The following is a 24,980-nucleotide window of genomic DNA, read 5'->3' as shown; positions in this document are numbered from 1 at the left end:
ATGAACGCGTCCGAACCGGAGGGTCCGCTCGACGCCGCAGCCCGGGAGGCGGGTGGCCTCCCGGGCCCGTCCGCCGGCGTCACCGCTGGGGAGGCGGGTGGCCTCCCGGGCCCGTCCGCCGGCGTCACCGCTCGGGTGCCGCAGCTTCTGGAGTGCATGCGGACGGTCGGCACCGGGCTCGAGCTGCACGCCACGCTCGACCGGATCTGCCGGACGGCCGCGGACCTGGCGGACGCGCACTATGCCGCGATTGGCGTCGTCGACCCCGAGGGGGAAGGCCTGGCCGACTTCGTGGCGTCGGGCGTGAGCGAGGAAGTGGTCCGGCGTATCGGGCGCCGTCCCGACGGGCGGCGGGGACTGCTCGGCGCGCTGATCCGCGACCCGGTGCCGATACGGCTCTCCGACCTGACGACCGATCCGCGCTTCGCCGGATTCCCTCCGGGCCACCCGCCGATGCGCTCCTTCCTCGGCGTGCCCGTCCGAGTGCAGGGGGAGGTTTTCGGCAACCTCTACCTCGCGGAGAAGGCAGGCGGCGGCCCCTTCGGCGTCGACGACCTCCACATGGTGCGGGTGCTCGCCGCGGAGGCCGGGATCGCCATCGGCAATGCCCGGCTCTACGAGGCCGCACGGCGGCGCGAGCGGTGGATCGACGGTTCCGTGGCCGTCACGACCGCCCTGCTCTCCGGCGGCGACGCGGACGAAGCGCTCCTCGTCGTCGCCGAACAGGCGCGCCGACTTGCCGAGTCGGCCGCCGGGATCGTGCTGCTCACCACGCCGGAAGGCGGCCTCGAAGTCGTGGCCGTCGCCGCCGACCAGCCGGCCGCGTCGCTCGGTGTGGAGGTGCCCGCGGACAGCCCTGTCGTCGCCCGACTGCTGGCAGGGGAAGCGGTGTTCGTCACGGACGCGGCCAGCGATCCACGGCTGCTCAGCAGGGTGGCGAGGCAGTACGGGCCCAGCATGCTGCTGCCCCTGCACAGCGGTGGCCGGGTGCTGGGCGCACTCGCCACCCCACGGCACGCGGGGGCACGCCGGTTCACGGAAGCCGAGCGCACGCTGGCCACGCAGTTCGCCTCCCAGGCCGCTCTGGCGCTGATGATGGCGCAGGCCCAGCGAGACCGGGAGCGGCTGGCGGTACTGGCGGACCGGGACCGCATCGCCCGCGATCTGCACGACCTCGTCGTCCAGCGGCTGTTCGCCACCGGGGTGATGCTGGAGAGCGCACAACGAGAGTCCGATGTCCCCGCCGTCCGCGACGGCGTCGGGCGCGCGGTCGACGAACTCGACGTCACCATCCAGGAAATCCGCACGGCCGTCTTCGCCCAGCAACAGGGCCCGGCCGAGGCGCCGTCGGGCCTGCGCACGCGCGTGATGCGGGAGATCAACACGGCGGCTGTCCCCCTCGGCTTCCGGCCCGCCCACCGCTTTGTCGGACCGGTCGACTCGGCGGTCGGCGAACTCGCCGGCAAGAACCTGATCGCGGCACTGCGCGAGGCGCTGTCCAATGCCTTCCGGCACGCGGGTGCCTCAGACATCGAGGTGGTCGTCGACGCCACCACGAAGCTCCCGGACGGCACAGCCGGGGTACGGCTGACGGTCGCGGACGACGGGATCGGCCTTCCGGCCGGCGGCCGGCGCAGCGGGCTGCGGAATCTCGCACGGCGGGCCGAGTCGCTGGGCGGATCGAGCGAGTGCGGGCCGGGCATCGGGGAGGACGGCGCAGGGACCACGGTGTCATGGGAGGTGCCATTGCGGTCCGGGCCCGACGTGCCTTCCGGCCCCGCCCCGCCTGCCACGCCTTCGGGTCCTGGCTCGTAGTGCCCGACGTGCCTTCCGGCCCCGCCGGCCCGGCCGGGTCTGCCGCGCCTTCCGGTCCGGGGTCGTAGTGCCCGCCGGGTCTGCCGGGTCTGCCGCGCCTTCCGGTCCGGGGTCGTAGTGCCCGCCGGGCCCGCCGGGCCTGCCCCGCCGCCCGGTGCGGGGTCGTAGCGGCCGCCGAGCCTGCCGGGCCCCCCGCCGTCCGGCCCCGCCCAGCCCGCCCCGCCGTTCGGTCCGGGGTCGTGGCGGCCGCCGGGCTTTGTCCCCCGAGTTGCGGCGGTAACTGGGCCAGGTGGCCCCACGACACCGCACCGGTCCCCGAGATCCCGTCGATCCCGGGCGACGATCCCTGGATGTGCTTGAGACACCGCGACCGGCTGCTGATCATCCCGGTGGTGCTGTGCGCGCTTCTCGGTGCGCCGGTGCCCTCCGCCGTGGCGAACGACGCGCCGGCGCCGCCCACCGGCATCGCTGTGACACGGCTCTACGAGGACGTGGCCAAGGCGACGGAGCAGTACGAGCGGGGAAAGCGTGCGGCCGACCGGCAGCGCGCCGTTGCCGACCGTCTTCAGGACAGGCTGGCGCAGGAGCGGCAACGCCGCGGCACGATCCACGACGCCGTCGGAGCCGTCGCGCGGGAGCAGTACCGGACCGGCGGCTCGCTCGCCTTCGTCGGCCGCCTTCTGCTCGTCGACGACCCCGACGCCCTGCTGCGCGGCTTCCGCATCGCCGGGCAGGCCGAACAGGCGGTGAGCCGATTGCTCGCCCGGGCGCGGAAGGCCGAGCGGGAACTCCGGGCGGCAGAGGAGGAGGCCACCGCCGCATGGCACGATCTCGCCGTACGCCACGCGCGGCTGGCGGCCGTCAAACGGGGTATCGAGTCCAAGCTCGAGGCCGCGCAGTGGGAGCTGCAGGCGGAGGCGGACCGCAGTGCGGCGGCGGGCAAGTGCGCCGGTGCCGTGCGGCCCGAGAAGCCGGCACCGCCCGCGGGCCCCGAGTGGGTGGCGCCGGTGGAGCACTACGCATTGTCCGCGGGCTTCGACAGCGTGGGCGCGCTCTGGGCGCATCGGCACACGGGCCAGGACTTCGCCCTCGGAATCGGCGCTCTGGTGCGGTCGGTCGGGGCCGGGCGGGTCGTCAGCGTCTCCTGCGGCGGCGGTTTCGGCATGCAGGTCGTCGTGGCGCACACGGACGGTTACTACACCCAGTACGCGCACCTGGCGTCCGTCGCCGTCGACCAGGGCCAGCAGGTGCGCACCGGCCAGTGGATCGGCCAGGCGGGTACGACGGGCAACTCGACGGGGCCGCACCTGCATTTCGAGGCGCGGCTCACGCCCTATCTGGGGTCGGGGGTGGATCCGGTGGCCTGGCTGCGCGAACGCGGCGTCACTCTGTGAGCCCGTCGGCGCCGGGCCCGTCGGCGCCAGGCCCGTCAGCGCCGGGCCTGTCGGCCCGGCCGCACCTGATGCAGGACGGCCGCGACACCGGCGCGGCCGGCGTCGTGCGGGTCAGACCCGGCGCTCTTGCAGCCGGCGGGCGAGGATCTGCTCGATGACGACGGCGACGCCGTCCTCGTTGTTGGCGACCGTCCGCCCGGACGCGGCCGCGATCACATCCGGGTGCGCGTTGCCCATCGCGTAGGAGGTACCCGCCCAGGTCAGCATCTCCACGTCGTTGGGCATGTCACCGAACGCCACGACCTCGTCGGCGGAGATGCCGCGCTGTGCGCAGCAGAGCGCGAGGGTGCTCGCCTTGCTCACACCCAGGCCGCTGACCTCCAGCAGCGCCGTCGGACTGGAGCGGGTGAACGACGCGAGCTCACCCGCCGCGGTACGGGCCAGGGTGAGGAAGCTGTCGGGCACCAGGTCGGGGTGGTGGGCGAGCAGCTTGATCACGGGGGCGCCTTCGCCCGGCTGCTCCTCGTGGAGGAGCTTCTCCGCCGTGGCGACGGTGGCGCCCGGGTCGAGATGGAAGGGCGGATAGTCCGGCTCGTAGTGGATGCCGGTGGTCAGCTCGACCGCGAACGAGGTGCCGGGCGCGGCGGTGCGCAACGTCCGTACGACATCCATGGCGGTCGCCCGGGGCAGATCGCGGACCTCCAGCAGCCTCCCGCCTGAGTGCAGATCCACCACCGCCGCGCCGTTCGCACAGATCGCGAGGCCGTGGCCGTGGACGTGGTCGCTGACGACGTCCATCCAGCGGGCCGGCCTGCCGGTGACGAAGAAGACCTCTATCCCGGCCTCCTCCGCGGCTGCGAGTGCGGCGATCGTCCGGTCGGAGACCGACTTGTCGTCCCGCAGCAGCGTTCCGTCGAGGTCGGTGGCGATCAGCCGGGGCGTGGTGAGGGGCAGGCGGTGAGGATCGGTAGCTGAGGTCACAGATTCATTCTCCCGTACCGTGTGCACGGGCGTGCGAGAGGGCGCACATGTGAGTGGACGGCATCGGGGACCGCTCGGGCACGTACGCTCGAAGGCATGCGTCTGAGCACCGTGATTCTTCCTGTCCGTCCCTGGCGGCGTGGCGGCCGCGACGAGTGGCTGCGCGCCGAACAGCTCGGTTTCCACACCGCGTACACGTACGACCACTTGTCGTGGCGGACCTTCCGCGACGGCCCCTGGTACGGCGCGGTGCCGACACTGACGGCCGCCGCCACGGCGACCGAGCGACTGCGCCTCGGCACGCTCGTCACGTCCCCCAACTTCCGGCATCCGGTGACCCTGGCCAAGGAGCTGATCTCCCTGGACGACATTTCGGGTGGGCGGATCACGCTGGGCATCGGCGCGGGCGGTGTGGGTTTCGACGCCACGGCGCTCGGCCAAGAGGCCTGGACACCGCGGGAACGCGCCGACCGGTTCGCCGAGTTCGTCCCGCTGCTCGACCGGCTGCTGACCGAGGACTCCGTGACGCAGGAAGGCGCCTTCTACTCCGCGGTCAAGGCGCGCAACATCCCCGGGTGCGTGCAGCGGCCGCGACTGCCGTTCGCGGTCGCCGCGACCGGCCCGCGCGGGCTGAAGCTCGCGGCGCGGTACGGGCAGGCCTGGGTGACCACCGGCGACCCGAAGCTTTTCGAGACGGGCACGCCCGAACAGTCCCGCGACGCCATCCGCGGGCAGATCGACAAACTCGCCAAGGCGTGTGCCGACAGCGGCAGGAGCGTCGGTGAGCTGGACAAGATCCTGCTCACCGGATTCACGCCGGACCGCGGCCGACCGCTCGAGTCGCTGGACGCGTTCGTGGACTTCGCGGGCAGGCACTTCGAACTCGGCTTCACCGAGATCGCGATCCACGCCCCCATCCCCGACTCCGACTTCGCGGCCGATCAGGCCGTCTTCGAGCAGATCGCGACCGAGGGCCTGGCCCAGCTCGGCGGCTGAGGGCCGCCCGCGGCGCGCGGGCCCGGTGGGGGGATCAGCCGGGCCGCCGGCGGCGCGCGAGCCCGGCGGCCGGGCCGGTGGTCTACCGGTCCCCGGGGAAGCGGATGAATTCCGGGGGCACGGAGTCGGTGAGCCAGACGCCGTTGGCGCTCACCCGGAAGATATGGCCCGCCCGGTGGAGCGCGCCCGCGTGCACGGGGAGGACGACCGGCTTGCCGCGGCGCGCACCGACGCGCGTCGCGGTCTCCCGGTCGGGCGACAGGTGTACGTCGTGACGGTTCATGGGCTGCAGGCCTTCGGCGCGGATCGCGTCCAGGCTGCGGGCGACGGTCCCGTGGTACAGGTACTCGGGAGGCTCCGCCGCAGGCAGGGCGAGGTCGACCTCGACGGTGTGGCCCTGGTTGGCGCGGATGCGGTCGCCGTCGATCGTGAAGCGCCGTTTGTCGTTGACCGCGACGACGTGGTCGAGCTCGGCCCGGGTGATCCGGAAGCCGTGCTCGGCCGCGGCCCGCATCAGCTCGTCGATGCGCACCCAGCCGTTCGCGTCGAGGGTGATGCCGATGCGGTCGGGTTGGTGGCGAAGATGCTTCGAGAGGTACTTCGACACCTTGACGGTGCGCCTCTCGTCGGGGGGCGTGTCGGCGGGTCCTGCGTTCATGGGGTCAGCGTGCCGGGTCGGATGTCGGCGACGCCACTCAAAAAATTTCAGCTCGAAGGTTTGATCCACAACCAACTCGCCTTATCCACAGGCGAATTGGCGACTCTGTGGACAACGCCCATGACTTTTAGTCCTTTTGCCCAATGTGTCTGTTCCTGCGGTGCGTTGCCGCCAGGTCGTCCAACGTCCTGGCGTGCAGCTCTCTTTCGGTGGCTGCTTGGACGAAGGCGTCTGCATTGTCCGCACCAACCAGACCGCGTACAGCGCGCATTGTCTCTGCCGGCAGGGTGGCCGTTGTGGGCCTTTCCTCGGCGGGAGGCGGCCCGTCGGCCATGAGGTGCTGCTGCAGGTGCAGGGTGGCGAACGTCTGCATGGCGCGCGCCAGTTCGGCGTCGAGCGTCTGTCGGGCGAGGGGGCGAAGCCGTCGCACGAGAGCCGCCGCTTCTGCCGCGTCGTCGTCGGTCGGCGGTCCGTGTTCGAGAAAGCGGGCGAAGACATGCTCGGTGGTGAACTCCAGGAATCGGGAAGCGATATGTTCCACTTGCTCCCGAACCTCCCTCAGATGCCCGGAAATCGCCGTCAGTGGTACGCCCGCCGAGTGCAACTCGGCCGCCACCGACAGTTCTTGGGGGCTCGGGACAAGGAACTCGTCCTCACGCCCGGGAATCGGTTCCAGTACGCCGAGCTCCACCGCGTCGGCGAAGGCGTCCTCGTCGGGTGCACCGCCGAACCTGCGCTCCAGTTCCTTCCGGGAGATCCTGGTTGCCTCCTCGTCGGTCCACGGCCCCTGCACCTCGGCCACGAGTCCGAGCACACCGCCCAGGCCGCGGCCGGTGTCCCAGGCGTCCAGCAGCTCCTTGATCGAGGCGAGGGTGTAGCCCCGCTCGAGGAGATCGGCGATCTGGCGCAGACGGGTGAGGTGCGCGGAGCCGTACACGTTGGAACGGCCCCGCCGCTCGGGCTTGGGGAGCAGCCCTCGGTCCTGATAGGCCCGGATCGTGCGGACCGTGGCGCCGCTGTGGTGGGCCAGGTCCTCGATCCGGTACTCGGCTGTTGACTGCTCGGACACATTCGCTCCCTTCACGACGGCCGGCTGCGCTGCTCACAGCCGCGGCTCTCCGCTCCCTCCATGACGGCCGGTTGCGCTGCTCACAGCCTCGGCTCGAGCCTGGTCAACGCGCGCAGCGCCCCCGGCATGAACCGTGACATGAAGTGCGCGCCCCTGGCTTCGGGGGTGACCGGCACGACCGCCTGGTTGCGCACCACCGCCCGCAGGATCGCGTCGGCGACCTTCTCCGGAGGGTAGTTGCGCAGCCCGTACAGGCGGGCCGCCTTCTTCTGCCGCCGCTTCTCCTCCATCTCGTCCACTCCGGCGAAGCGGGCAGTGGAGGTGATGCCGGTGTTGATGATGCCGGGGCAGATCGCGGTGACGCCGATGTCGCGGCCGGCCAGCTCGGCCCGCAGGCATTCGCTGAGCATCAGCACCGCCGCCTTGGACGTGCTGTACGCGGGCAGGGTCCTGGACGGCAGATAGGCGGCGGCCGAGGCGGTGTTGACGATGTGGCCGCCCTGGCCGCGCTCCGCCATCTGTCCGCCGAAGATCCGGCAGCCGTGGATCACGCCCCACAGATTGACGTCGAGGACCTTCTTCCAGTCCTCCGAGCTGGTGTCCAGGAAGGTGCCCGACAGTCCGATCCCGGCGTTGTTGACCAGCACATCGACGATGCCGTACTCGGCGGCGACCTTCTCGGCCAGTTTCTCCATGGCCTGCTCGTCGCTGACGTCGACCACTTCGCCCCAGGCGTCCTGGGCGCCGATGAGCCCGCACATCTCCGCCGTCCTGGCGGCGCCCTCCGCGTTCCGGTCCACGGCCACGATGCGCGCCCCGGCCTCCGCGAAGGCGAACGCCGTGGCCCGTCCGATGCCGCTCGCCGCGCCCGTCACCAGGACGAGCTGTCCGCCGAACCGCTGCGCGTACACCCCGGCGGCCGGCTTCGCCGTCGGCCCCGGCCCCGCCGGCCTGCTCGGTCCTCCCTCGTGTGCGTCCACGAACTCCGCGATCCATGAGGAGAGTTGGTCCGGCCGTGTCCGCGGCACCCAGTGCTTGGCGACCACGGACCGGCGGGTCAGCCGGGGCACCCATTCGCCCAGGTCGTCGTAGAGCCGCTCGGACAGGAACGCGTCACCGGTCGGGGTGATCAGCTGGACGGGCACGTGGGCGTAGGCATCGGTGCGGGGGCGGCGCAGCCGGGCCCGGACGTTGTCCCGGTAGAGCCATGCGCCGTGGGCGGCGTCCTGAGGCAGCGAAGCCGTCGGATATCCGCCCGCGGGCACCTTCTCGAGGCGCTGAAGAATCTTCGGCCAGCGTTTGCCGAGCGGGCCTCGCCAGACCAGCTCGGGCAGCACCGGTGTGTGCAGCATGTACACGTACCAGGACTTCGCGCCCTGCCCGAGGAGTTGTCCGACCCTGCGCGGGGTGGGGCGGCTCATCCGCCGCTTGATCCAGTGTCCGAAGTGGTCCAGCGACGGGCCGGACATGGAGGTGAAGGAGGCGATGCGGCCCTCTGTACGCGCGACCGTGGCGAACTCCCAGGCCTGCACGGACCCCCAGTCGTGGCCGACGAGGTGCACGGGCCGGTCGGGGCTCACCGCGTCGGCCACCGCCAGGAAGTCGTCCGTCAGTTTCTCCAGGGTGAAGCCGCCGCGCAGCGGGGTCGGCGCCGTGGAGCGGCCGTGTCCCCGGACGTCGTACAACACCACATGGAAGCGGTCCGCCAGCCGGCCCGCGACCTCGGACCAGACCTCCTTGCTGTCCGGATACCCGTGGACCAGCACCACGGTCGGCTGTGCCTCGTCGCCCAGTTCGGCGACGCACAGCTCGATTCCTCCCGTACGGACCCGTCGCTCGCGCGCCCCCGACAGTGCTCCCACGCTCACCGGTTCCTCTCCTGTGCCCAACGCCGCACATGCGGCAGATCGTCGTCCAGCCAGAAAGCGCTCTGCTCGGGGTCCTTGGAGTCGGTGACGACCAGGATCTCCTCGAACTTCGCGCCCGTACCCCGGAACCCGAGGTGCGGTTCGACCGCCCACAGCCCCGGCCGGGGCGGATGGTCGGAGAACTTGTAGGGACTCCACAGCGGGGACCAGCCCTCGCGGTGGCCGTGCAGCGCGTCCCTCGCGAGGCCCTTCAGTGCCTGGGTGCCGAATCCGAAGAGGCTCGGAGACCAGCGGCGGTCCCGTACCCGGTCGATCTTGTGGGCGATCACTCCGAACGGGTAGGCGCGGTGCCTGTTGGCGTACCCCTGGCGGGCCATCAGCCGGTCCACGCTTCCGTAGATCTCGCGCAGCGGCCGGCGTTCCCGCACTTCGCGCAGGATCAGCTCACGGTGCGCCTCGAGATCGGCGAGCAGCTTGTCGTGGAGGGGGCTCGGGCCGAGGCAGCCCGAGTAGCCGATGTCCGCGGTGCAGCCACCCAGGACCGGCGCCATGTCCAGGATGAACGGCATCCCCGCCTCCAGGACACGGTCGGTCGGGAAGAACTGCAGAGGTGACCGGAAGTCCGTGAACGCCGTGCGGTCCCCGAACCAGGCGAAGGGGAGATGGAACCAGTCCCGCACTCCGCGCTCGCGCAGCCACTCCCGCTGCATCCGCGCCGCCCCGCGCTCGGTCACACCGGGCTTCAGCTGGGCCGCGACGGCTTCCGCGCACTCGTAAGCCAGGCGCTGGACGTCTCGGAAACCGCGCAGCTCCGCGGCCCGCTCGGCTGTCACTGCTGAGGCCATGCCACCGTCCGTCTCCCGCGCGATACGAGCCGTAACCTGACACTGATGAATGTGACAATGCCCGGCGGCTGCGTCAAGGGGTGTGCACAACCCGGGGACGCCGTGCACTTCGGTCGCCTTGCCCCTACGGGCCTGTACCTCTTGAGTCGGAGACGGATAGAGCCGCGAGGCTGACGTCAGGTGTGCCGCGCGCCACTACCTTCGAACTGTGACTGTGATCGCGACCGAAAGCCTGAGCAAGCGGTTCCCCCGGGTGACCGCGCTTGACCGGCTCTCCTTGGACATCGGCCCCGGTGTGACCGGACTGGTGGGCGCCAACGGAGCCGGCAAGTCCACGTTGATCAAGATCCTGCTGGGACTGTCCCCCGCCACGGAGGGGCGGGCCGCCGTGCTCGGACTGGACGTCGCCACGAGCGGCCCCGAGATCCGTGAGCGTGTCGGCTACATGCCCGAGCACGACTGTCTGCCGCCCGACGTCTCGGCCACCGAGTTCGTCGTGCACATGGCGCGCATGTCCGGCCTCCCCCCGACGGCAGCGCGGGAACGCACCGCGGACACCCTGCGCCATGTCGGTCTGTACGAGGAGCGGTACCGCCCCATCGGCGGCTACTCGACCGGCATGAAACAGCGCGTCAAACTCGCCCAGGCGCTGGTCCACGACCCGCAGCTGGTCCTCCTCGACGAGCCGACCAACGGTCTCGACCCGGTCGGCCGTGACGAGATGCTCGGCCTGATCCGCCGCGTCCACACCGACTTCGGCATCTCGGTCCTGGTCACCTCGCACCTGCTCGGCGAGCTCGAGCGCACTTGCGACCACGTCGTCGTCATCGACGGTGGCACGCTGCTGCGCTCCAGCTCCACCAAGGACTTCACGCAGATCACCACCACGCTCGCCGTCGAGGTCACCGACTCCGACACCCACCCCGACGGTACGGCCGCGCTCCGGGCGGCGCTCGCCGCCGCCGGGCTCCAGCTGCACGAGCGCACGGAGGACGGCCTGCCCGGAGCGGGCCACATCCTGCTCCTCGAGGCGACCGGCGAGGAGACGTACGACATCGTGCGCGACACGGTCGCCGATCTCGGTCTCGGGCTCGTCCGGATGGAACAGCGACGCCATCACATCGCGGAGGTCTTCCGCCCGGAGGCCGCGCAGGCCATGGAGGTGCAGAGCCGATGAGCACCCACACGCACGGCGGCCAGGCCCCCGAGACGACGCGGATCCACAACATCGGATACCGCAACTACGACGGCCCCCGCCTCGGCCGCGGCTACGCCCGCCGCTCGCTCTACTCGCAGTCGCTGCGCGGCGCCTTCGGACTCGGCCGATCCGCCAAGTCCAAGGTCCTGCCGATGATTCTGCTCGGGATCATGTGCCTGGTCGCCGCGATCATGGTGGCGGTCGCGATCTCGGTACCGACGATGTCGGACCTGCCGGTCGAGTACACGCGCTTCGCGATCATCATGCAGGCGCTCATCGCCCTGTTCCTCGCCGCCCAGGCACCGCAGTCCGTCTCCCGCGACCTGCGCTTCAAATCGGTACCGCTGTACTTCTCGCGCCCGATCGAACGCGTCGACTACGTGCTCGCCAAGTTCGCGGCCATGGCATCCGCCGTCTTCGTGCTCACCGCGACACCGCTGGTGATCCTCTATCTGGGCGCGCTGCTGGCCGAGTTCGACTTCGCCGACCAGACGAAGGGCTTCGCGCAGGGCATGGTGTCCGTGGCTCTCCTGTCCGTCCTCTTCGGCGGGATCGGGCTGGTGCTCGCCGCGTTCACGCCGCGCCGCGGATTCGGCGTCGCCGCCGTGATCGCGACGCTCACCATCACCTACGGCGCGGTCTCCACCGTCCAGGCCATCGCCTGGGAGACCGGGTCGGCCGGGGTCATCAAGTGGCTCGGTCTGTTCTCGCCGGTCACGCTCATCGACGGGGTGCAGACCGCCTTCCTCGGTGCCGAATCCGCGTTCCCTGGCGGCGAGGGCCCCGGCGCCGGGGCGGGCGTGGTCTACCTGCTCGTCCTCCTCGCGCTCGTCGCCGGTTCGTACGGCGTCCTCATGCGCCGCTACCGAAAGGTCGGGCTGTGACCACCATCAGCATTGACAACACCTCGCGGTGGTTCGGCAACGTCGTGGCCGTCAACGACGTGACCATGACCATCGGTCCGGGCGTCACCGGCCTCCTCGGCCCCAACGGTGCCGGAAAGTCCACCCTCATCAACATGATGGGCGGCTTTCTCGCCCCCTCCAACGGCACCGTCACCATCGACGGGGCCCCGATCTGGCGCAACGAGTCGGTGTACCGGCAGATCGGCATCGTCCCTGAGCGCGAGGCGATGTACGACTTCCTCACCGGACGCGAGTTCGTCGTCGCCAACGCCGAACTGCACGGCCTGGGCGCCGAAGAGGCCCAGAAGGCGCTCGCCACGGTCGAGATGGAGTACGCGCAGGACCGCAAGATCTCGACGTACAGCAAGGGCATGCGCCAGCGGGTGAAGATGGCGTCCGCGCTCGTTCACGAGCCGTCCGTGCTGCTGCTCGACGAGCCGTTCAACGGCATGGACCCGCGCCAGCGCATGCAGCTGATGGACCTGCTGCGGCGCATGGGTGCGGAGGGCCGCACGGTCCTGTTCTCTTCGCACATCCTCGAGGAGGTCGAGCAACTCGCTTCCCACATCGAGGTGATCGTCGCCGGCCGCCACGCGGCGAGCGGGGACTTCCGCCGCATCCGCCGGCTCATGACGGACCGGCCGCACCGCTATCTCGTACGATCCAGCGACGACCGGGCGCTCGCCGCGGCCCTCATCGCGGACCCGTCGACGGCGGGCATCGAGGTCGACCTGGCGGAGGGCGCGCTGCGCGTCCAGGCCGTCGACTTCGGCCGCTTCACCGAGCTGCTTCCCAAGGTCGCCCGCGAGCACTCCATCCGGCTGCTCACGGTCTCCCCCTCCGACGAGTCCCTCGAGTCGGTCTTCTCCTACCTCGTAGCGGCCTGAAAGGAGCTGTGACGTCCATGTACGACCCCACAGTCGCCCGGCTCACCTATCGGGCCGTTCTCGGCAGGCGCCGGGCCGCGATCCTGTTCGTGCTGCCGGGACTGCTGCTGCTGATCGCGGCAGCCGTGCGGGCCTTCAACGGCGCGGACGACCAGGTCGCCGCCGATGTGCTCGGCGGGTTCGCCCTCGCCACGATGGTGCCGCTGATCGGAGTCATCGCGGGCACCGGCTCGATTGGCCCCGAGATCGACGACGGTTCGATCGTCTACCTGCTCGCCAAGCCCGTGAAGCGGCCGACGATCATCTTCACCAAGCTGATCGTCGCGATCGCCGTGACGATGGCCTTCTCCGCGGTGCCCACGTTCATCGCCGGATTCATCCTGAACGGCAACGGCCAACAGGTCGCCATCGCCTACACGGTGGCGGCGCTCGTCGCGTCCGTCGCGTACAGCGCCCTCTTCCTCCTCCTCGGCACGGTCAGCCGGCACGCCGTGGTCATCGGACTCGTCTACGCCCTGGTGTGGGAGACGCTCTTCGGCAGCCTGGTGGCCGGCGCCCGCACGCTCAGTGTCCAGCAGTGGTCGCTGTCGCTCGCGGAGAAGATCGGCGGCGAGGGGCTGATCGGCTCCGACGTGGGCATGCCGGCGGCGATCGCGCTGCTGGTGGGCGTCACGGTGGTGGCCACCTGGTACGCGGGCCAGAAGCTCCGGGTCCTCAAGCTCGCCGGCGAGGAGTGAGCCGACCGGGAGTGAGACGGCGACCGTGACGGCCTCGCCTAGCCTCGGCCCCTGCCCCTGCGGGCGGGGGCCGAGGCGTATCGCGTAACTGTACGTTTATCGGCTCGTTGTTCAGTGTGCGTGGAGGCAACTGGAGTTCGTGACGTCGAGGGTTCGTGAAGTCGGGGATTGCCGGTGCCGGCGGTGAGCACACCGTCCGGGCCGGTCATTGAGTGGATTGCACCGTGAGCCGACCTCCGCCCCTGGGCCCGGGGAGGGCCGTCCATGACGGATCACGAACGGAAGGCATCCCATGCCATCGGAAATCGCCCTGCTCGAGTCGCGCGCGATGCGCGTCGAGCATGTGGGGCGGGTAGAGGCCCTCGACAAGGTGAAGGCCCTGCGGCTGCTTCCTGACAGCGTCCACGTGTCCACAGAGGGGGTCGCGCGGTACTTCGAAGTATCCACAGAGGTCATCAAGAAGGTGACGCAACGCCATCGGGATGAGCTCACCGAGAACGGAATGCAGGTGGTGAAGGGCTCTGACCTGGGCAAATATCAGAGGGACAACGTGTCCCTCTCATCCGAGGGCGAGGGAAGTTATCCACAGCGCCGCTCCAGCCTCACCCTCTTCACGCGCCGGGCAGTGCTCAACGTGGCCATGCTTCTGCGCGACAGCGACATCGCCCGCCGGGTGCGCACATACCTCCTCGACGCCGAGGAAGGTTGGCGTGAGGGCTACGCGTCCCTCGACCGGCGCGTCACGAACCTCGAGCAGTGCCTCGCCGGTGTCGGGACGGCACTGCAGGAACTCGGGCCGGTGCTGGAGCGGATGTCCCAGCGCCTCGACAGCCTCGACCAACGGCTCGATGCCACGAACCGGGTCGTCGCGGCGATGAGCAACCGGCTGTGCGAGCTGTCCGACGACATGATCCGGATGGACGCCAGGATGGACGACTTCGCCCGGCAGCTGCGGGATCTGCGACGGCGCAGGAGGCGCTGAACGAGCGCTGATCAGGCGTCCTTGAGGCGCTGATTAATCGGTGGCGCCACCACGGCAGGCCCGGCAGAGTTGCATAGCCGGTACAGCACGCCAGTGCGACCGGCGCCACCGACCGGGAGAGGAGCACGGCGATGACCAGGAGTTCGAGTCCCGGTCCGTCGCGCTCCCGTCGAGGCGGCACCTGGCAGGCCGCGGAGTAGTCATCGCACTCCGCACGGCCGCCGGGCGGCCGCCCAGGGGGCGGCCGCTTCGAGCGCGCATCCGCGCGGGCCGCCCCCTCCCGGACGCCTCAGCCCGCCAGCAGGTGTTCCAGTACCACCGCGATGCCGTCGTGCTCGTTCGACGCGGTGATCTCGTGGGCCACGGCCTTCAGTTCGTCGTGCGCGTTGGCCATCGCCACACCGTGCGCGGCCCAGCCGAACATCGGAATGTCGTTCGGCATGTCGCCGAAGGCGATCGTGTCCGACGCACGCAGCCCGAGCCGCCGTGCTGCCAGCGACAGGCCGGTGGCCTTGCTGAGCCCCAGCGGCAGGATCTCCACGACGCCCGCGCCCGCCATGACCACGTCCACCAGGCTGCCGACCGTCGCCCTGGCGGCCGTTGCCAGCTCGTCGTCGTCCAGCGTCGGATGCTGGATGTAGACCTTGTTGAGCGGGGCGGCCCACAGATCGGTCGGATCCTGCATCGGCACGTACGGCAGGGGGCCTTCCTGCACCCGGTAGCCGGAGCCGACCAGCACGTCGCCCTCGAGTCCGTCGCGGCTCGCCGCCAGCAGCAGCGGTCCGACCTCCGCCTCGATCTTGGACAGCGCCAGGCCGGCCAGCTGCCGGTCGAGCGTGACGGAGGTCAGCAGCCGGTGCTCGCCCGCGTGGTAGACCTGCGCCCCCTGCCCGCACACGGCCAGACCGTCGTATCCCAGGTCGTCCAGGATGTGCCGGGTCCACGGCACGGCCCGCCCGGTGACGATGATGTGCGCGGCGCCCGCCGCGGTGACTGCGGCGAGTGCGTCACGTGTGCGTTCGGAGACCGTGTCGTCGTCCCGCAGCAGTGTGCCGTCGAGATCGGTGGCGACGAGCTTGTACGGGAAGGGAGCGGGGCTCACTTGGAGATCGGCTCCAGCAGTTCGCGTCCCCCGAGGTACGGGCGCAGCACTTCCGGCACCCGTACGGAGCCGTCGGCGAGCTGGTGGTTCTCGAGGATCGCCACGATGGTGCGCGGCACGGCGCACAGGGTGCCGTTCAGCGTCGCCAGCGGCTGCACCTTCTTGCCGTCACGCATGCGCACCGCGAGCCGGCGGGCCTGGAAGCCGTCACAGTTGGACGCCGACGTGAGCTCGCGGTACTTGCCCTGGGTCGGGATCCACGCCTCGCAGTCGAACTTGCGCGAGGCGGAGGCCCCCAGGTCGCCGGTGGCCACGTCGATCACCTGGAACGGCAGCTCCAGGGAGGTGAGCCACTGCTTCTCCCAGTCGAGGAGACGCTTGTGCTCGGCCTCGGCGTCCTCCGGGGCGACGTACGAGAACATCTCGACCTTGTCGAACTGGTGGACCCGGAAGATGCCGCGGGTGTCCTTGCCGTACGTACCGGCTTCGCGGCGGAAGCAGGGCGAGAAGCCCGCGTACCGCAGCGGCAGCTTGTCGGCGTCGATGATCTCGTCCATGTGGTACGCGGCGAGCGGTACCTCGGACGTGCCGACCAGGTAGTAGTCGTCCTTCTCCAGGTGGTACACGTTCTCCGAGGCCTGGCCCAGGAAGCCGGTGCCCTCCATGGCGCGCGGACGGACCAGCGCCGGGGTCAGCATCGGGATGAAGCCGGCCTCCGTGGCCTGCGCGATGGCGGCGTTGACCAGGGCGAGCTCAAGAAGCGCGCCGACACCCGTGAGGTAGTAGAAGCGCGAGCCGGACACCTTGGCGCCGCGCTCGACGTCGATGGCGCCGAGCGCCTCGCCGAGCTCCAGGTGGTCCTTGGGCGCGAAGCCCTCGGCGCCGAAGTCGCGGATCGTGCCGTGCGTCTCGAGGACGACGAAGTCCTCTTCGCCGCCGACCGGGACGTCCTCGTGGACGATGTTGCCGAGCTGGAGCAGCAGCCGGCGGGTCTCCTCGTCGGCGTCGTTCTGCTCGGCCTCCGCCGCCTTGACGTCCGTCTTCAGCTGCTCGGCCTTCTTGAGCAGCTCGGCGCGCTCGTCGGGCGTGGCCTTGGGGATGAGCTTGCCGAGCGACTTCTGCTCGGAGCGCAGCTCGTCGAAGCGGAGGCCCGAGGACCTTCGCCGCTCGTCGGCGGAGAGCAGGGCGTCGACGAGGCCGACGTCCTCTCCACGGGAGCGCTGGGAGGCGCGAACACGGTCGGGGTCCTCACGGAGCAGGCGAAGGTCAATCACCCCACCAGGCTACCGGTGCGCACTCGCCCCACCCCACCGCATATCGGCACGCGTGTCTCTTCACCCTTTTTGCGAGACTTGCCGGAATTCATTAAGGGGCGGCAAAACGCATCCGCGGGCGTCGGTAATCGCGGCGCTTTTCGTCGAAAGGGGCAGCGGGGCCGCCCTTGGACCGATCATGATCCTTTGTGTTCCCCGGCTCTCGTGGGGGGCTTGTCCACAGGGGCACCGGGATCGGAGCGGTTATCCACAGGCTGTGTGGTGGATCTGTGGATTGCGGAAGTGATCATTCCGGGACCGGTCCGCGCGCCGAAGGATTCCCATCCCAAACCGGCGTCACGCACTCATTCGGGTGGGAATTCCTCGCCCCAAAGAGTTGATCAATGGAATGCGGGTGACAGGTTCGACCTGCCGTTCTGTGGACGAAAGAAGGCGGGTGAGCCGATTTGTCGACCTCGTGACGTCCTGTTGTCGACTTGTCCCCAGGTCGAGACGCGTGCCTGTGGACAAGATCTGTGGATAACGAAAATCTGCAGGTAGGACCGGTGGCCGAGCCGCCCGCCGACTCAGGCCCGGCCGTCCTGGCAGCGCGCCAGCCAGTCCGAGGCCGCCGTGAACTCCGTGTCCGACGTGCCGGCCCGCAGCGGCCGTACGTCCGCCGCCGTCACTCCGGCGCGCGGGTACGAGCCGAGGAAGCGCACCTTGGGGCAGATCCGCTTGAGCCCCATCAGGGCCTCGCCCACCCGCCGGTCCGCGATATGACCTTCGGCGTCGACGGCGAAGCAGTAGTTGCCGATACCGGCGCCCGTCGGTCGCGACTGGATCAGCATCAGGTTGACCCCGCGCACGGCGAACTCCTGCAGCAGCTCCAGCAGCGCACCCGGGTGGTCGTCGCCCAGCCAGATGACCACGGAGGTCTTGTCCGCCCCGGTCGGCGCCGACGGCCTGGCCGGCCGTCCCACCAGGACGAAGCGCGTCTCCGCGTTCTCCGCGTCATGGATCTCGGTGACCAGGGGCACCAGCCCGTAGGTGGCGGCCGCGAACTCGCCCGCGAAGGCGGCGTCGTAGCGCCCCTCCTGCACCAGCCGCGCGCCGTCGGCGTTCGAGGCGGCGGACTCCCACAGGGCGTCCGGCAGGTTCTTGCGCAGCCAGTTCCGCACCTGCGGCTGCGCGACCGGATGCCCGGTCACGGTCTTCACCTCGGAGAGTGTCGTTCCCGGGCGCACCAGCAGCGCGAAGGCGATGGGGAGCAGCACCTCGCGGTAGATCATCAGCGGCTCGCCGGACGCCAGCTCGTCGAGTGTGGCGGTGACGCCGCCCTCGACCGAGTTCTCGATCGGTACGAGAGCGGCCGCGGCCTCACCGGCGCGTACGGCGTCGAGCGCCGCCGGCACGGAGAGCATCGGGACCAGCTCCCGGGTGGCGGCTTCGGGGAGAGTGCGCAGGGCGGCTTCGGTGAAGGTGCCCTCGGGACCGAGATAGGTGAAGCGCGTGGCCGACATACCGTCACCCTAATGGGCCGCGGAACCGCGCATCACGACTCCAGCAGCCGCTGTCCCACGTACTCGCCCTTCTTCGGCCCGCCCGGCACCGCGAACAGCCCGCTCGCCTCGTGACGGATGAACGCGGACAGGGCGTCGCCCCGGTCGAGTTTGCGCTGCACCGGCACGAATCCGCGCAGCGGATCGGCCTGCCAGCAGATGAAGAGCAGCCCCGCGTCGGGCGTTCCGTCCGCGGCGATCCCGTCGTGGAAGGAGAACGGCCGGCGCAGCATGGCCGCGCCGCCGTTCTGCTCCGGCGCGGAGATACGGGCGTGCGCGTTGTCGGGGACGACGAGCTTTCCGTCGGGGCCGGCCTTGTCCAGGTCGAGCTCGGTCGTCTCCGTGCCGCCGGTCAGCGGGGCGCCGTCGGACTTGCGCCGCCCGATGACACGTTCCTGCTTCGCCAGGGAGAGCTTCTCCCAGTCGTCGAGCAGCATCCGGATACGGCGCACGACGGCGTAGGAGCCGCCCTCGAGCCAGGGGTGGTCGGTGCCGGCCGGAACGAAGAGCCGCTTCTCGAAGTCCGGCTCCGACGGCTTCGGGTTGCCGGTGCCGTCGACCTGGCCCATGAGGTTGCGCGCGGTCATGGGCTGCGTGGTCGCACCGGGCGAGCGGTTGAAGCCGTTCATCTGCCAGCGGACCCGGGCGGCCTCCCCCGCCGCCTTCTGGACCGCGCGCAGGGCGTGGAAGGCGACCAGCGCGTCGTTCGCGCCGATCTGCACCCACAGATCACCGTCGCTGCGCCGCGCGTCCAGCTGGTCGGCGGAGAAGGCGGGCAGTGGATCGAGGCCCGGCGGCCGTTGCGCCACCAGGGACGTGCGGCCGAAGAAGGAACGGCCGAACCCGAAGGTGACGGTCAACGACGACGGCCCGGCGTCCAGCGCGACACCCGTGTCGCCGTCGCCCGCCGGTCTGCCCGCCATGAGCTCGCCCGCCAGCACCGACCAGCGACGCATGAGGGCCGCCGCCTCCTTGCGTCCCGCGCCGGGGGAAAGGTCGAAGGCGACCAGATGGCCGTGCGCCTGCTGCGGCTCCGTGATGCCGGCCTGGTGCGGGCGGTCGTGGAAGGCGATGCCCGTGGATCCGACCGTGGCCAGGGCCGTGGGACTCTCGTCCGCTGCCGCGTAGGCGACAGCGCCTCCCGCCGCCCCGAGCACCAGCCCGGTCGCGCCGACGGCGCCGGCGGTGCCCAGAAGGCGCCGCCGGGAGATGTCGCCGCCGCTCGCCGGTGGGCCGTCGGCGGATGTCGCAGGTGTCACGGGTGTCACGGGTGGTTCAACCGATCTTGATGTTCTTGTCGATGGTCGTCTGGTCGATGTCCGATGTCCGCACGGTCACCTTGACCTGCCAGTCGCCCGGCATCGGGATCTGGACGGCGCTCGCGGTCCAGTGTCCCGCGGTGAGGCGGTCCGGAGTGATCGGCAGCGGGCCGATCTCCTTCGCCTTCAGGGTGAAGGAGACCTTCACCTCGGGGGCGTCCAGCGCCTTGCCGTCCGGCGACTCGATCCAGACGTGCATGTCGTTGGCGCCGGAGAGCGCCGGGTCGAGACTGAGCCGTACGGTTCCCTTGCCGTTCCGGCCGCCGGTGTCGAAGGGCATCGTGATTTCGGCGGGGCCCGCGGGCCTCGCCGGGGCGGCCTGTGAGGCGCCGCCTTTGGCGGCCTCCTCCTCCGTACGGCCCGGCTCGGTGGAGGTGAGCACCGTCGTCACGGCCAGCAGCACCACCGCGATGCCCGTCTCCGCCAGCACGGAACGGCGCAGCCCCGAACGCTCGTTGTCCGCGTCCCTGTTCCGCCTGCGTTCGGCCGTCGCCACGGCGGCCTTCTGGCGGGCGAGCTGCGCGGCGCGCTTCGGGTCGACGTCGGACGTCGTGCCGTCGTCCTGGCCGACCGTTCCCTTCTTGTCCCCGTCGGCCTCCTCGCTCACGTCGGCGAGCTCGTCCTCCGTCGCCTCCGCGCTCACGTCGGCGAGCCGACGGGTCCAGCGCCGCGAGATCCACGCGACGCCGACCATCACCGCGACGAGTCCGACCTTGATCAGCAGCAGCTGCCCGTACGACGTCCCGGTCAGCGCCGACCACGAGCCGACCTGCCGCCACGACTGGTACAGGCCGGTCACGGTGAGCACGATCACGCTGATGAAGGCGACGGTCGAGAAGCGCCGGACCGCCCGCCGTTCGACGTCGGGTGACCGGTAGAGCGCGGTCAGCAGGGTGGCGAGACCGCCGAGCCAGACCGCGACGGCCAGCAGGTGCAGTACGTCGACGGGCATCGCGATGCCGGGCTGGATGCCGGTCGAGGCGTGCTCGGACAGCGCCCACGTTCCTGCGATCCCGGCCGCGACGACCGTGCCGCCGATGCCGAGACCGAAGGTCAGATCCTTCTGCGTGGCCCTGTCCTCGCCCGAACGGCTCGAAGCGTCGTCGGGCAGGTCGGTGGGGGACGTGCGGGCGTACGCGCCGAACAGGACCGCGACGAACAGTGCGGCCGCGCCGAGCAGCAGCAGCCGTGAGACGAGCGCCGCGCCCGTCTTGGTCTCCAGGACGGCTGGCAGTTCCCCGAGGTCGAGCACGTCCCCGAGGCCGCCGGAGCGGGTGTAGGGCCCGCGGAGCAGCAGCATCGCCAGGGTCGAAGCGGTCATGGCGACCCAGCCCTGGACGACGAGGCGCTGCACCGGCCGGACCGCGGCACCGCGTTGCCAGCACAGGAGCACGAAGGCGGCGCCGCCGGCGAGCAGGATGAATCCGCCGTAGGCGGCGTAGCGTGCGATGCCGTACAGGACGCCGACGACTCCGCCGCCGGCCTCCTCGTCGGGCATTGCGACCTCGGTCCTGGAAGGCGCACCGATGGAGAAGGTGAACGCTCCGCGCACGGGGTGGCTGTCCGCGGAGACGGCCTGCCAGGCGACCGTGTAGGTGCCGTCGGGCAGCCCGGCGTGCAGATCGACACCGTAGGCGACGGTGCCGCCTGTGCCGAGATCGCGGACCTTGGCGGTGTCGGCGCGTTTGCCGCTCGGCTCGAGGACCCGGATCGAGTCGTCGCCCATGGCGATCTGCTCGGAGAAGGTGAGGGTGACCTCCTTGGGCGCGGTGGCCACCACCGCCCCGTCCTTCGGATTGCTTCCTGTGAGCGCGGCGTGCGCCGACGCGGGGCTCGCGCCGGCCAGCAGTGCGCCGAGGAGCGTGCCGACCAGCACGGTCACGGCGAGCAGCACCCGGACCGGGGACGGGCCGAAGCGCGGGGCGGTGGCTGTCATCACGTGATCAGTCCCTCGGTGCTCAGTGCTTCTGCGGGTTGTAGGTGGTCTCCTTCACGGGAAGTTCGACCTTGATCGGGCCGGACTTCTCGAAGTGCAGTTCGACCGAGACCTTTTCGCCCTGCTTCGGCTGCTGCTTGAGCGACATGAACATGATGTGGCTGCCGCCTCGTTCGAGGTCGAGCGTGCCGCCCGCGGGGATGTCGAAGGCCTTCACCTCCCGCATCTTCTGGTCCTTCGTCTCGTGGATCGTGACGTCGTCCGAGATGGTGCTGGTGACCGAGGTGAGCCTGTCCGCGCTGCCGCCGCCGTTCTCGACGGTGAGGAAGCCGGCGGCCATGTCGTCGACGGGCTGCGGCATGAACGCACCGCTGACCTTCAACTCGGGCCCGCTGTCGGCCGAGCAGCCGGCCAGCGCCAGGCCGGCGCCCAGTGCGGCGGCGACGACGAGAGGAGCACGTCGCCTCACGGCTTCTTCCCCTCGATCAGCTTCGGCAGGTCCTTCGCGTACTCGTCGACCGAGGTGTTCTCGCCGTACAGGACGTAGCCCTGGTCGGTCTTCGGGGAGAAGGCGACGACCTGGGCGCCGTGCATGGACACGACCGTCCCGTCCTTCTCCTTCTTCGGCGCGTCGATGCCGATGCCGATCTGCCGCGCGCCCGCCTGGATGGTCGGGAAGTCCCCGGTCAGTCCGACGAAGGACGGGTCGCCCGCGCTGGGCAGCCACTTGGCGAGCTCGGCGGGGGTGTCCCGCTCGGGGTCGGTGGTGACGAAGACGACCTGGAGCTTGTCCTGGTCGGCCTTGGGAAGCTGCTTCTTGGCGACGGCGATGTTGCTCATCGTCAGCGGGCAGACGTCGGGGCAGTGCGTGTAGCCGAAGTAGATCAGCGTCGGCTTGCCCTTGGTCTCCTCGCGCAGGTCGTACTTCTTCCCGCTGGTGTCGGTCAGCACGAGGTCCGGCTTGGTGTACGGCTGGGTGAGCACCGTCGCCGCCTTGGTCTTCGCCTCTGCGGAGACATCGGTGACCGGGCTGCCGTTGTCCGTGTTGTTCTGCGTGAGGGCGAAGCTCGCCGCGACGGCGAACACGGCCGTGACGGCGACCGCCGCGACCAGCGGTGCGCGCCGGCTGCGGCGGGTCTCCCCGTCGTTCTTGGGGTTGTGCATCAGATTCTCTTTCGAAACGGGTTCGGTGCGGGACCGGTCAGGCCGAGCGGCGGCGTCCGGCCAGTACGCCGAAGGCCACGCCCGCGGCGCCGACGAGAATGCCGACGATGCCCAGGATGCGGGCGGTGGAGTCGCTGCTGTCGTTGGACGCCGTCTCGGACTTCGCGTCCTCGCCGTGGCCGGAGGCCTTCGCGTCGTCCTTCGCGGCGGCGCCGGTCGCGTCCGCGCCGTGGTGGTCGTCGGAGGCGGCCGACAGCTTGAGGACGGGAGCCGGCGACTCGGGCTCCTCGCCGCCCTCGGTCGGCTCCTCGATCCAGCGCACGACCTCCTTGTTGTCGTACGTCTGGATGGCCTTGAACACCATCTGGTCGGCGTCCTCGGGCAGTCGGCCCAGGGAGAGCGGGAACTGCTGGAACTCGCCGGGACCGATCTTCGCGCCGTCCGCGGTCCAGGTGACCTTGGTGACCGCTTCGGTGATCTGCTTGCCGTGCACCTCGAGCGGCTTGTCCAGCTTCGCCTTCTCGACCTTGACCTTCCAGCCCGGCACCGGCTGCGGCATCACGGACGACAGCGGGTGCTCGGTGGGCAGGTTGATCTCGACCTTGGTGGTCGAGGCGTTGTCGCGCTCGTTGGGCACCTTGACGTTGACGACCGCGTAACCGCCCTTGGCGGCCTCGCCCTGCGGCTGCACGCCGACGTGCGCGAAGGCGGCGCCGGAGAACACCAGCACGGACGTGGCGGCGACGGCGGACGTGGCGGCGAGACGGGAAACGTTCATGACAGAAAGCTCCACGGTGAGGAAGAGGTGGGTGTGCCGGCGGCGCACGGGTGTGCGCGGGCACCGCGGCACCACTCCTGTCGAGTGAGCCGCGTCAGGCGCTGAGGACGAATACGGGCGGCGGCCCGCGCCTGATCACCGTGTGCTGAAGTTCCTGCGCCGCTGTCGGTGCAGGTGGCCCGTCCGCCGAGGGCGCGAGCCGCGGCCCGGCACCGAACGCCCTCCGCAGACCGGCGCGCAGAGCCCTCACGAGCGCGAGCGCGGCGCGCAGCGGGCGCAGCCAGGCGGTCTCCGCCACCTCGTGTGCCGAGTCGGCCGACAGTCGGATCAGTCGCAGCAGTGCCGCGTCGCCGCGTCGCAGCAGCAGCCCGGTCACGAGCGCGGCCAGCAGATGACCGAGCACCATGGGCAGGGTCGGCAGCAGCGCCGGAGCGGCCGCGGCATCCGCCATGTGTGCGTGGGCGGTGGCTGCTTCGGGGTCGACGCCGGCCAGGGTGACGATGCGACGGGCGTCGGCTGGGGTCATGGACGCGGCACCCGCCCCGCACACCAGCTTCGCGGCCATCCTGATCAGGGTGTCGTCCGCCGTCGGCGCGAGCCGCAGCTGCCCCTGCCCGGCGGCGAACATCGTGTGCAGACCGAGCTGACCCACGGTGAGCACACCCGCGATGGCCGGCAGCGAACGCTCCCGCCCGGCGAGCGGCGTCACCACGACGAACACCCCGACGAAACCGAGAACCAGGGTCCACAGGGGCACTGCCTTGCAGGCGGCCAGCACATGTCCCGTCGCGGACAGCACGACGCAGACCGCGGTGAACACCGCGGCCCTCAGCAGCCGCAGACCGGCTCCGTCGCGTGCTCGGCGTATGGAGGACATGGCCGGGTCATCATCGCACCCGGGTGCCGGCCACCGTGTGGCAGGTCCGGAAGATCCCGTTTGCCGACATACACCGGCGGCCGGCGCATGCGCATCCGCCGAACGAGGGCCGTCACTGCGACGAGGCGCTTACCGACCGTGGCGGCGGGCAATACGTATCGGTATGTCGAGCCGCGGCCAGGAGGCTGGAGCATGAGCATCTGGTGGTCCCTCCATTTGCGGCGCGAGGCTGCGAGTGTGCCGCTCGCCCGGCGTCTGCTGCTGGGCACCATGGAGACCGCGGGCGTCGATCCGGACATCTCCTACGACCTGTCGGTCGCCCTGACCGAGGCGTGTGCGAACGCGGTGGAGCACGGTGGCGGCCGTGACACCGGCGAGGCGTCCGAGGCGTACCGCGTCACTGCCTATCTGGACGGCGAGAAGTGCCGTATCGAGGTCGCCGATTCGGGGCCCGGCTTCCCCACCCGGCGCGGCCCGCTGCGCGGCGGCCCCATGACGTTGCCGGCCCCCGGCGCGGAGAGCGGCCGCGGGCTCTGCCTGATCGAGCAGCTCGCCGACCACGTCCACGTCCGCAACAGGCCGGGGCGCGGCGCGGTGGTCAGCTTCGACAAGGTCCTGAAATGGCGGAAGGGCGCGCTGCTCGACGTGTCGTGA

Annotated in this window: 23 protein-coding genes; 9 read left to right on the top strand and 14 right to left on the bottom strand. The window is 70.7% G+C overall.

What is annotated here, in order from left to right:
* Entirely contained in the window at positions 1-1,815 is a 1,815-nt protein-coding gene (locus ABZ070_RS05060) for a GAF domain-containing protein (RefSeq protein WP_356630034.1), read from the top strand.
* A gap of 350 nt (positions 1,816-2,165) precedes the next feature.
* Complete coding sequence (locus ABZ070_RS05055; RefSeq protein WP_356630032.1) at positions 2,166-3,209, top strand: M23 family metallopeptidase; 1,044 nt, start codon at positions 2,166-2,168, stop codon at positions 3,207-3,209.
* A 111-nt stretch (positions 3,210-3,320) separates the two neighbouring features.
* On the opposite strand, the gene ABZ070_RS05050 is transcribed toward ABZ070_RS05055, so the two are convergent.
* Entirely contained in the window at positions 3,321-4,190 is an 870-nt protein-coding gene (locus ABZ070_RS05050; protein ID WP_356630030.1) for a Cof-type HAD-IIB family hydrolase, read from the bottom strand.
* Positions 4,191-4,286: 96 nt separating this feature from the next.
* Here ABZ070_RS05050 and ABZ070_RS05045 point away from each other — a divergent pair, with 96 nt between their 5' ends.
* Positions 4,287-5,186, top strand: coding sequence for an LLM class flavin-dependent oxidoreductase (locus tag ABZ070_RS05045; protein WP_356630028.1), 900 nt, complete (start codon positions 4,287-4,289; stop codon positions 5,184-5,186).
* A gap of 82 nt (positions 5,187-5,268) precedes the next feature.
* On the opposite strand, the gene ABZ070_RS05040 is transcribed toward ABZ070_RS05045, so the two are convergent.
* The 4 genes from ABZ070_RS05040 to ABZ070_RS05025 form a co-directional block, all read right to left on the bottom strand.
* The gene (locus ABZ070_RS05040; RefSeq protein ID WP_356630027.1) at positions 5,269-5,844 is read right to left on the bottom strand and encodes an RNA 2'-phosphotransferase; all 576 of its coding nucleotides are present in this window, start codon (positions 5,842-5,844) and stop codon (positions 5,269-5,271) included.
* A 127-nt stretch (positions 5,845-5,971) separates the two neighbouring features.
* On the bottom strand, positions 5,972-6,913 hold the full coding sequence (locus tag ABZ070_RS05035; RefSeq protein ID WP_356630025.1) for a MerR family transcriptional regulator: 942 nt from the start codon (positions 6,911-6,913) through the stop codon (positions 5,972-5,974).
* 80 nt (positions 6,914-6,993) lie between these two features.
* The gene (locus ABZ070_RS05030) at positions 6,994-8,781 is read right to left on the bottom strand and encodes an SDR family oxidoreductase (protein ID WP_356630023.1); all 1,788 of its coding nucleotides are present in this window, start codon (positions 8,779-8,781) and stop codon (positions 6,994-6,996) included.
* The gene (locus ABZ070_RS05025; RefSeq protein ID WP_356630021.1) at positions 8,778-9,626 is read right to left on the bottom strand and encodes a M24 family metallopeptidase; all 849 of its coding nucleotides are present in this window, start codon (positions 9,624-9,626) and stop codon (positions 8,778-8,780) included. The genes ABZ070_RS05030 and ABZ070_RS05025 overlap by 4 nt, the downstream gene beginning before the upstream one ends.
* Positions 9,627-9,840: 214 nt before the next feature.
* On the opposite strand from ABZ070_RS05025, the gene ABZ070_RS05020 reads away from it, so the two are divergent.
* From ABZ070_RS05020 to ABZ070_RS05000, 5 genes are all read left to right on the top strand, one after another.
* Positions 9,841-10,803: an ABC transporter ATP-binding protein gene (locus ABZ070_RS05020; RefSeq protein ID WP_356630076.1), complete on the top strand. Its 963-nt coding sequence runs from the start codon at positions 9,841-9,843 to the stop codon at positions 10,801-10,803.
* Positions 10,800-11,708 (top strand): ABC transporter permease, encoded by a 909-nt coding sequence (locus tag ABZ070_RS05015; RefSeq protein WP_356630019.1) that lies wholly within the window; start codon positions 10,800-10,802, stop codon positions 11,706-11,708. The genes ABZ070_RS05020 and ABZ070_RS05015 overlap by 4 nt, the downstream gene beginning before the upstream one ends.
* Entirely contained in the window at positions 11,705-12,616 is a 912-nt protein-coding gene (locus tag ABZ070_RS05010; protein ID WP_356630017.1) for an ABC transporter ATP-binding protein, read from the top strand. Before ABZ070_RS05015 ends, ABZ070_RS05010 begins: the two co-directional genes overlap by 4 nt.
* Before the next feature lie 17 nt (positions 12,617-12,633).
* Positions 12,634-13,353: an ABC transporter permease gene (locus tag ABZ070_RS05005; RefSeq protein WP_356630015.1), complete on the top strand. Its 720-nt coding sequence runs from the start codon at positions 12,634-12,636 to the stop codon at positions 13,351-13,353.
* 292 nt (positions 13,354-13,645) lie between these two features.
* Positions 13,646-14,335 carry a hypothetical protein gene (locus ABZ070_RS05000; protein ID WP_356630013.1) on the top strand — a complete coding sequence of 230 codons (690 nt, stop codon included), beginning with the start codon at positions 13,646-13,648 and terminating at the stop codon, positions 14,333-14,335.
* 289 nt (positions 14,336-14,624) lie between these two features.
* Here ABZ070_RS05000 and ABZ070_RS04995 read toward each other — a convergent pair whose 3' ends face one another.
* The 9 genes from ABZ070_RS04995 to ABZ070_RS04955 all read right to left on the bottom strand — a co-directional run bounded on the left by ABZ070_RS04995 (position 14,625) and on the right by ABZ070_RS04955 (position 24,326).
* Positions 14,625-15,437 (bottom strand): HAD family hydrolase, encoded by an 813-nt coding sequence (locus tag ABZ070_RS04995; protein WP_356630011.1) that lies wholly within the window; start codon positions 15,435-15,437, stop codon positions 14,625-14,627.
* Positions 15,434-16,711 carry a serine--tRNA ligase gene (serS, locus tag ABZ070_RS04990; RefSeq protein ID WP_356630009.1) on the bottom strand — a complete coding sequence of 426 codons (1,278 nt, stop codon included), beginning with the start codon at positions 16,709-16,711 and terminating at the stop codon, positions 15,434-15,436. Before serS ends, ABZ070_RS04995 begins: the two co-directional genes overlap by 4 nt.
* Positions 16,712-17,277: 566 nt before the next feature.
* Positions 17,278-18,213 carry a prephenate dehydratase gene (gene pheA / locus ABZ070_RS04985; protein WP_356630007.1) on the bottom strand — a complete coding sequence of 312 codons (936 nt, stop codon included), beginning with the start codon at positions 18,211-18,213 and terminating at the stop codon, positions 17,278-17,280.
* Positions 18,214-18,245: 32 nt separating this feature from the next.
* Positions 18,246-19,511 (bottom strand): iron uptake transporter deferrochelatase/peroxidase subunit, encoded by a 1,266-nt coding sequence (gene efeB / locus ABZ070_RS04980; protein ID WP_356630005.1) that lies wholly within the window; start codon positions 19,509-19,511, stop codon positions 18,246-18,248.
* 16 nt (positions 19,512-19,527) lie between these two features.
* Positions 19,528-21,507, bottom strand: a complete 1,980-nt coding sequence (locus ABZ070_RS04975; protein ID WP_356630003.1) for a copper resistance protein CopC — start codon at positions 21,505-21,507, stop codon at positions 19,528-19,530.
* Positions 21,508-21,529: 22 nt separating this feature from the next.
* Positions 21,530-21,976: a copper chaperone PCu(A)C gene (locus ABZ070_RS04970; RefSeq protein WP_356630001.1), complete on the bottom strand. Its 447-nt coding sequence runs from the start codon at positions 21,974-21,976 to the stop codon at positions 21,530-21,532.
* Positions 21,973-22,671 carry an SCO family protein gene (locus ABZ070_RS04965; protein ID WP_356629999.1) on the bottom strand — a complete coding sequence of 233 codons (699 nt, stop codon included), beginning with the start codon at positions 22,669-22,671 and terminating at the stop codon, positions 21,973-21,975. Before ABZ070_RS04965 ends, ABZ070_RS04970 begins: the two co-directional genes overlap by 4 nt.
* A gap of 37 nt (positions 22,672-22,708) precedes the next feature.
* Positions 22,709-23,449: a YcnI family protein gene (locus tag ABZ070_RS04960; protein ID WP_356629997.1), complete on the bottom strand. Its 741-nt coding sequence runs from the start codon at positions 23,447-23,449 to the stop codon at positions 22,709-22,711.
* A 94-nt stretch (positions 23,450-23,543) separates the two neighbouring features.
* On the bottom strand, positions 23,544-24,326 hold the full coding sequence (locus ABZ070_RS04955) for a hypothetical protein (protein WP_356629995.1): 783 nt from the start codon (positions 24,324-24,326) through the stop codon (positions 23,544-23,546).
* 192 nt (positions 24,327-24,518) lie between these two features.
* Between ABZ070_RS04955 and ABZ070_RS04950 the strand changes: the two genes are divergently transcribed.
* Positions 24,519-24,980 carry an ATP-binding protein gene (locus ABZ070_RS04950; RefSeq protein ID WP_356629993.1) on the top strand — a complete coding sequence of 154 codons (462 nt, stop codon included), beginning with the start codon at positions 24,519-24,521 and terminating at the stop codon, positions 24,978-24,980.

The organism is Streptomyces sp. NPDC006283, assembly GCF_040613325.1.
GTDB lineage: Bacteria > Actinomycetota > Actinomycetes > Streptomycetales > Streptomycetaceae > Streptomyces.
Note: the sequence above shows the minus strand (reverse complement) of the source record. Positions and strands in the feature narration are given on the sequence as shown.